At 56.5% G+C, this 352-nt stretch carries 1 protein-coding gene; it reads right to left on the reverse strand.

Going from position 1 to position 352, the window contains the following annotated elements; translation table 11 throughout:
* Positions 1 to 352 (reverse strand): transposase (locus PQQ53_RS35020; protein ID WP_408329326.1); only part of this gene is annotated, 352 nt, incomplete at both ends.

The following is a 352-nucleotide window of genomic DNA, read 5'->3' on the forward strand; positions in this document are numbered from 1 at the left end:
GCCGTCAATGGCGACCAGCGCTTGCGAGAACAGCTTCAGCTCACGACACAGCATCACGAAGCGGCGACACACGTTGCGAATGCCGACGCCGTTGTCACGACGAAAGTCGGCTATGGTCTTGAAGTCCGGAGCTAGGCGGCCCGTGAGCCACATCAACTCAACATTGCGTTGGCATTCACGTTCCAGGCGACGGCTCGATTGAACCCGGTTCAGGTAGCCGTAGATATAGATCTTCAGCAGCACTGCTGGATGATAGGACGGCCGTCCTGTAGTCGATGGCATTGCTCCATCGAAGCCCAGTGATGCGAGGTCAAGCTCTTCTACAAACGCCTCGATAATCCTGACCGGGTTA

The organism is Paraburkholderia strydomiana (assembly GCF_046030495.1).
Taxonomy (GTDB): domain Bacteria; phylum Pseudomonadota; class Gammaproteobacteria; order Burkholderiales; family Burkholderiaceae; genus Paraburkholderia; species Paraburkholderia strydomiana_A.